Annotated in this window: 3 protein-coding genes, 1 tRNA gene and 2 rRNA genes (1 of these 6 cut by a window edge); 5 read left to right on the top strand and 1 reads right to left on the bottom strand. The window is 58.8% G+C overall.

Annotation, left to right across the window (positions count from 1 at the left end; all coding sequences use genetic code 11):
* The 3 genes from BFN67_RS06475 to BFN67_RS06465 all read left to right on the top strand — a co-directional run.
* Nucleotides 1-2448, top strand: a 23S ribosomal RNA gene (locus BFN67_RS06475); it begins 468 nt to the left of the window's first position.
* 172 nt (nt 2449-2620) lie between these two features.
* Nucleotides 2621-2735 (top strand): 5S ribosomal RNA (gene rrf, locus BFN67_RS06470).
* Nucleotides 2736-3061: 326 nt separating this feature from the next.
* Nucleotides 3062-3138 (top strand) — tRNA-Met (locus BFN67_RS06465).
* A gap of 133 nt (nt 3139-3271) precedes the next feature.
* Here the strand turns inward: BFN67_RS06465 and BFN67_RS06460 are convergent.
* Complete coding sequence (locus tag BFN67_RS06460) at nt 3272-4174, bottom strand: LysR family transcriptional regulator (protein WP_080918806.1); 903 nt, start codon at nt 4172-4174, stop codon at nt 3272-3274.
* Nucleotides 4175-4426: 252 nt separating this feature from the next.
* Here BFN67_RS06460 and BFN67_RS06455 point away from each other — a divergent pair, with 252 nt between their 5' ends.
* Both BFN67_RS06455 and BFN67_RS06450 read left to right on the top strand, forming a co-directional pair.
* Nucleotides 4427-5392 carry a tripartite tricarboxylate transporter substrate binding protein gene (locus BFN67_RS06455; RefSeq protein ID WP_080918805.1) on the top strand — a complete coding sequence of 322 codons (966 nt, stop codon included), beginning with the start codon at nt 4427-4429 and terminating at the stop codon, nt 5390-5392.
* A gap of 11 nt (nt 5393-5403) precedes the next feature.
* Nucleotides 5404-7449: a tripartite tricarboxylate transporter permease gene (locus BFN67_RS06450; RefSeq protein ID WP_080918804.1), complete on the top strand. Its 2046-nt coding sequence runs from the start codon at nt 5404-5406 to the stop codon at nt 7447-7449.
* The last annotated feature ends 3 nt before the right edge of the window (nt 7450-7452 follow it).

The following is a 7452-nucleotide window of genomic DNA, read 5'->3' as shown; positions in this document are numbered from 1 at the left end:
GTGAGCCATAGCGGGTGACAGCCCCGTACGCGTAATGCGAACGAAAGTCCTTGAGTAGGGCGGGACACGTGAAATCCTGTCTGAACATGGGGAGACCACTCTCCAAGCCTAAGTACTCGTGCATGACCGATAGTGAACTAGTACCGTGAGGGAAAGGTGAAAAGCACCCCGACAAGGGGAGTGAAAGAGTACCTGAAACCGATTGCCTACAAACAGTAGGAGCCCAAGGTTCGTCCTGGGTGACTACGTACCTTTTGTATAATGGGTCAGCGACTTAGTGTGACGAGCAAGCTTAAGCCGGTAGGTGTAGGCGCAGCGAAAGCGAGTCTGAACAGGGCGTTCAGTTCGTCGCATTAGACCCGAAACCGAGTGATCTAGCCATGAGCAGGTTGAAGGTAAGGTAACACTTACTGGAGGACCGAACCCATATCTGTTGCAATAGATTGGGATGACTTGTGGCTAGGGGTGAAAGGCCAATCAAACTCGGAAATAGCTGGTTCTCCGCGAAATCTATTTAGGTAGAGCGTCGACCGAATACCCTGGGGGGTAAAGCACTGCATGGGCTAGGGGTCCTCACCGGATTACCAAACCTAAGCAAACTCTGAATACCCAGGAGTACTAGTCGGCAGACACACGGCGGGTGCTAACGTCCGTCGTGGAAAGGGAAACAACCCTGACCTACAGCTAAGGTCCCCAAGTTATGGCTAAGTGGGAAAGGATGTGAGGATCCCAAAACAACCAGGATGTTGGCTTAGAAGCAGCCATCATTTAAAGAAAGCGTAACAGCTCACTGGTCTAAATAAGGGTCTTTGCGCCGAAAATGTAACGGGGCTCAAGCCATACACCGAAGCTTAGGGTTCACGAGCAATCGTGAGCGGTAGCGGAGCGTTCCGTAAGCCGATGAAGCCATACCCGTGAGGGATGGTGGAGGTATCGGAAGTGCGAATGCTGACATGAGTAACGTAAGGGGAGTGAGAGACTCCCCCGCCGAAAGTCCAAGGGTTCCTGCTTAAAGTTAATCTGAGCAGGGTTAGCCGGCCCCTAAGTCGAGGCGGAAACGCGTAGACGATGGGAACCACGTTAATATTCGTGGGCCTGTGGGTAGTGACGGATCATGTGTGTTGTGAGGTCTTATTGGATTGATCTTGCAGCGAAGTGGTTCCAGGAAACAGCTCCCACTTATAGACCGTACCCGAAACCGACACTGGTGGACTGGTAGAGTATACCAAGGCGCTTGAGAGAACTATGCTGAAGGAACTCGGCAAATTGCACGCGTAACTTCGGAAGAAGCGTGACCCTTTTTTGCGCAAGCAGATGAGGGTGGCACAGACCAGGGGGTAGCGACTGTTTATCAAAAACACAGGGCTCTGCGAAGCCGCAAGGCGACGTATAGGGTCTGACGCCTGCCCGGTGCTGGAAGGTTAAGAGGAGGGGTGCAAGCTCTGAATCGAAGCCCCAGTAAACGGCGGCCGTAACTATAACGGTCCTAAGGTAGCGAAATTCCTTGTCGGGTAAGTTCCGACCTGCACGAATGGCGTAACGACTTCCCCGCTGTCTCCAGCATAGACTCAGTGAAATTGAATTCCCCGTGAAGATGCGGGGTTCCTGCGGTTAGACGGAAAGACCCCGTGCACCTTTACTATAGCTTTACATTGGCATTCGTAGTGGCATGTGTAGGATAGGTGGTAGGCTTTGAAGCCAGGGCGCCAGCCTTGGTGGAGCCACCCTTGAAATACCACCCTTATCTCTATGGATGTCTAACCGCGGCCCGTTATCCGGGTCCGGGACAATGTATGGTGGGTAGTTTGACTGGGGCGGTCGCCTCCTAAAGAGTAACGGAGGCGCGCGATGGTGGGCTCAGAACGGTCGGAAATCGTTCGCTGAGTGCAATGGCATAAGCCTGCCTGACTGCGAGACTGACAAGTCGAGCAGAGACGAAAGTCGGTCATAGTGATCCGGTGGTCCCGCGTGGAAGGGCCATCGCTCAACGGATAAAAGGTACGCCGGGGATAACAGGCTGATGACCCCCAAGAGTCCATATCGACGGGGTTGTTTGGCACCTCGATGTCGACTCATCGCATCCTGGGGCTGGAGCAGGTCCCAAGGGTATGGCTGTTCGCCATTTAAAGCGGTACGTGAGTTGGGTTCAGAACGTCGTGAGACAGTTCGGTCCCTATCTGCCGTGGGTGTAGGAATATTGAAAGGATCTGTCCCTAGTACGAGAGGACCGGGATGGACGGATCTCTGGTGGACCTGTTGTGGCGCCAGCCGCATTGCAGGGTAGCTATATCCGGACGGGATAACCGCTGAAGGCATCTAAGCGGGAAACCCACCTTGAAACGAGTATTCCCTGAGAGTCGTGGAAGACGACCACGTTGATAGGCCGGGTGTGGAAGAGCGGCAACGCTTGAAGCTTACCGGTACTAATAACTCGATCGACTTGATCGTTCTCATTCCTAATGTTCATCAACCAGCGCTCACGCATGAGCGGCCCTTCGGGCCTGTGCTCCGCGAGGGCGCCGGATAACCGGCGACGCGCAGTCGCGCTTGCGGGCGGTGCCCGAAAGCAATTGCATCGCCAGGCACAAAACAGCTTCTCGAACAATGTGCGCTTTGCCGACCTGGTGGTTATGGCGGAGCGGCTGCACCCGATCCCATTCCGAACTCGGCCGTGAAACGCTCCAGCGCTGATGGTACTTCGTCTCAAGACGCGGGAGAGTAAGTCGCTGCCAGGTCTGCCAAACGCACATTGAAAATCTTCTCCTTACGATGCGGCCCGCAAGACGGGGCTCAAGGCCCGAATGCGGCCTTCCTGTCGATGGAGTTGTCCTTCGGAAACAAAGCTTGTCTTTGCCATTGGATGCAGGACCAGGAGCATCCCGTTCGCCGGCAACGGTCGCAGATCTCGAAGGCGCACAAACAAAAAGCCGGGCTGAACCCGGACGCTCAAAAGCTTATCGCGGGGTGGAGCAGCACCCCGTCCCGCCGCAGGGCCGCAGGGCTCCGAGAAGGGACAAACAGGAAAAAGACCGGGCTGCCCCGGCATCGCCGAATGGCTTATCGCGGGGTGGAGCAGCCCGGTAGCTCGTCAGGCTCATAACCTGAAGGTCGTTGGTTCAAATCCAACCCCCGCAACCAAATCTCTTCGCGTTTCCAAACGCCCAAGAGATCCGTCGGGGCATTGTCTGAGCGCGCGCCATCAACGCTACGGCCTCATGCGAGCTGAGCGTGGCGAAGCGGCTCGTCAGCGCTAAGCTCTACGCAGTTATGACTATCGGGCAAGCTGCAACCCCTGCGTTTTTGGCTTGAGCTCCTCGCGCAGCAGATCGATGAACATCCGCACTTTCGCCGAAAGGTTCAGCCGCTCGGGGTAGACGGCCATGATGTCGGCCTGAGTGTAGTGGCGCGGCAGCACGATCTGCAACCGGCCTGATCTGACATATGGGGCGATGTCCCATTCCGAGCGCAGCATAATGCCATGGCCGTCGAGCACCCAGGAAACGGCGATCTCACCGTCATTGGTCGCCAGGGCACCGGAAACCCGCACGCTCTCGTCGTTACCGAACCTCCAGATATCGTAAGCGGCATGTTCCTGCCTGAGGACGATGCATGAATGATGCGCGAGATCGGTGAGCCGGCGTGGAACTCCGCGGGAGGTCAGATAGGAGGGTGCGGCAACCAGCATCCGCCTGTTACGCAGGAGAAGCGCCGTGACATGCCGCGTCGCCGCCGGCGGGCCGAAGCGGATCTGCAGATCGAATCCGTCCTCGATCAGATTCAGCGGCGCGTCGGTCAGTACCAATTGCACCTGGACTTCCGGGTAGCGCGCCGAGAATTTCGAGATCGCCGGTGCAATGTGTTCGCGGCTGAACTGGAACGTCGCGTTGATCCTGAGGAGGCCCTGCGGCTCGGCCCGGGCCGAGAAGATCGTTTCCTCGACAGCCGCGATGCGATTGAGGATTTCGTGCGAGGCCGAAAGATAGGCTTCTCCCTCGCTGGTCAGGCTGAGGCGGCGTGTCGTGCGGTTCACCAGCCGCACTCCCAGCCTGTCCTCGATCCGGGCTAACCGGCGGCTAACCGCTGACGCCGTAAGTCCGAGTTCCAGAGCAGCCTGCGACAGGCTGTTGCGCTGCGCGACCACCGTGAAGAACCGCATGTCGCCTTCGCCTCGCATGTCTGCTCCATTTGTTCATCAAACGCAATAATGAAATGAAATATCGGAATTTCCCAACATAAAAATCAGAAGTTAATCTACCGTCGTTGCCGACGTCCGATATGGGCGTCGGCATCTAATGGATGCGTTGTTCGAGGAGGGAGAAGTTCGGACGCGCAGACAATGTAGGTGGCCACCACCGCCTGACTATCGAACTTTCTTATAACGTACGGCCCCGGCATTCCGTCCAGGCCGATCTCCGGGAGGATAACTATGAATATCAAATTGACCCTCGTCGCCGGCACCGCACTTGCTTTGCTGACAGCCCTGCCGGTATCCGCACAATCGGTCGAAGATTTTCCGGCCAAGCCGATGACCTACATCATCCCCTTCAACGCCGGCGGTGAGTCCGACGTCTCCGCGCGCTATCAGCAGAGCGTCTGGAAGGAAGTCACCGGGCAGGACGTGGTCATTCAGTACCAGCCCGGTGCCGGCGGCGCGCAGGCCTGGTCGCAACTCAACCAGATCGAGGGCGACGGCTATACGATCATGGGCATCAACCTGCCACACACGGTGCTGCAGCCGATGGAAGGCTCGGTCGGCTACGTCACCGACGACCTAACGCCCGTCCACTACTTCCACTATACGCCAAATGCGATTTTTGTGCAGAAGGACAGCGAATTCAAGACGCTCGAGGACCTTGTTGCCTATGCAAAGAAGAACCCGGGGATGGTCACCTTCGCTGGCTCCGGCGCGAATTCGGCCAACAATCTCGGCCACGCCAAGTTCGATGATCTGGCCGGCATCACCACCACCTATGTACCCTTTTCAGGCACAGGCCCGTCGATGACGGCGGTCCTCGGAGGACAGACTACTGGCGGTTTCAATTACGCGACATCGGGCGTCAACGTTGGCGAGGATCTCAAGATGCTCGCCGTAGCCTCCGACGAGCGGCTGCCCGCCTTCCCGGATGTGCCTACCTTCAAGGAACTCGGCTATGACATGGCCGGCGGTGCCTATCGCGGAGTGGCGGTGCCCGATTCCACCCCGGAGGAACTGCGCAAGCGCATTTCCGATATCGTACAGCAAATCAACGAAAACCCCACCTTCAAGAAGAAGATGGAATCCGGTGGTTTTGTGTTGACCGACATCACTTACGACAAAATGGGAGCCTTCATGAAAAAGATGAAGGCTGAATATGCCGCGGGAGCTAAGGCGCTCAACATCGGCGATAATTAAGAGGCCGGCACATGGAACTGTTCGGCTACTTCCTCGACGCTCTCAGCCCGTTCAACCTGATGCTCGCCCTGGGCGGCGTCGTACTGGGGACAGTCATCGGGGCACTTCCCGGTTTGTCGGCGGCGATGGCGGTGGCCGTGCTGGTTCCGTTCACATTCACCATGGCGCCCGCCGCAGGTTTGATCGCGCTCGGTGCGATTTATACCGGCGCGATCTACGGCGGGGCCTTTGCCGCGATCCTGGTTAACACGCCGGGAACGCCGTCCTCCATCGCCACCACGTTCGACGGCTATCCCATGGCCCGGCGGGGAGATGGAGGGCTGGCCATCACACTTGCCACCATCGCCTCTGTGGTGGGCGGGCTTGTTGGCGCGATTAGCCTTCTGTTGCTCGCGCCACCGCTCGCCAAAGTGGCGCTCGCATTCGGTCCTTCGGAATATTTCTGGCTTGCTGTTTTCGGCCTGACCCTGATCTCGGCGCTGTCCGTCGGCAATACCCTCAAGGGACTAATCGGCGCTTGCCTGGGTCTTCTCATGTCCATGGTCGGCGTCGCTGTCGTCGGTGGTGACGTTCGCTACACGCTCGGCTCGCAGATTTTCCTCGGCGGAATCGACTATATAGCGGCGCTAATCGGCCTTTACTGCGTGCCGGTGATTATCGATCTGGTGGCCACCAGAGATCCGCATCTGAAGGTCGCTGGCGGCACCGACGGGATTCGGTTCCGCGAAGCGCTCGACATCTGCTGGCGACAGAAGCTCAATGTCGCCCGTTCATCAGTGATCGGAACGGTCATTGGCATCCTCCCCGGTGCCGGCGGCTCAATTGCCGGCCTCGTCAGCTATTCCGAGGCGCGCAGGGCTTCGCCACGCGCCGCTCATTTCGGCAAGGGCGAGCCCGACGGCGTCATCGCGACCGAGGCAGCCAATAACGCCACCGTCGGCGGCGGCTTCATTCCAACGCTGGTGCTCGGCATTCCGGGCACGCCGCCCGATGCCATCATCCTGGGCGCACTGCTCGTCCAGGGCATCAAGATCGGGCCGACGCTGTTTTCTTCCGAAGGGCACATCGTCTACACCTTCATCTACGGCCTGCTAATCGCCACCATCCTGATGCTGCCGGCGGGCCTGCTGATCGGGCGCTACGCCTACAAGTCGGTCATCGCATTCCCGAAATCGCTGCTGGTCCCCACGGTCGCGTTCCTGACGGTTATCGGCTCCTTCGCCGTTCATTCAAACGTACAGGACACACAGGTCATGCTGGGCGTCGGTATAATCGCATGGTTCATCAACCGCTACGGTTTCTCGCCCTCGCCGATCGTGCTGGGACTGGTTCTCGGCTCCATCGCCGAGCAGGGCTTCGTGCAGACCTACCTCATCGGCAATGCCACCGGAAACCTGTTCGGCATGTTCTTCGGCCGGCCCCTCAGCATCGCCATCATCGCAGCCGCCCTGATTACGCTGCTCTACCCCTTCCTGGCCGATTACCGGGCCAGAAAGCGCGGCGCGGCCGCCATGACCGAAGTGGCGACGTCGGCCACGAGCCGTGCCGGCGCGCTCGACGACACCCACCCGCTGCCCGAATCCGGGCCGGCGCTGGCGCGTGGCCATGATTGGGGGGCAGTCGCGCTGGCCGCGGTCTTCCTTCTTCTTGCCGGGCTTGCCTTTTGGGGTGCGCAGGGCATGTCAGCCATGGGCTCGGTCTTCCCCAAGACGATCTCGCTGCTTCTGGCGGTGTTGTCGATCGCCCTGATCGTCCTTGGCCTCATGGGCAGGAACCGTCCGGTCCCGACCGAGACCACAGCCGGGCCGGTGTCCAACATCCGGCGGGCAGCCCTGGTCGCGATCTTCACGGTCTGGGCATGGCTCCTTCCCGTCGTCGGTTTCATCGTCACCAGCTTCGTGGCCTTTCTCGCCATGGCCGTGGTCGGCGAGCACAACCGCGTCCCGGTCCGCACCTGGCTTGTTCGTGGTCTTGTCGCAATCGCGACCGTCGCCGTGTTCTGGTGGCTGATGGCCGACGTGCTTCTGCTGCGGATGCCTCGCGGCATGCTGATGTAGGAA

Source organism: Manganibacter manganicus (assembly GCF_002075885.1).
In the GTDB taxonomy this organism is placed as follows: domain Bacteria; phylum Pseudomonadota; class Alphaproteobacteria; order Rhizobiales; family Rhizobiaceae; genus Mesorhizobium; species Mesorhizobium manganicum.
This window is presented reverse-complemented; position numbering and strand designations above follow the sequence as displayed.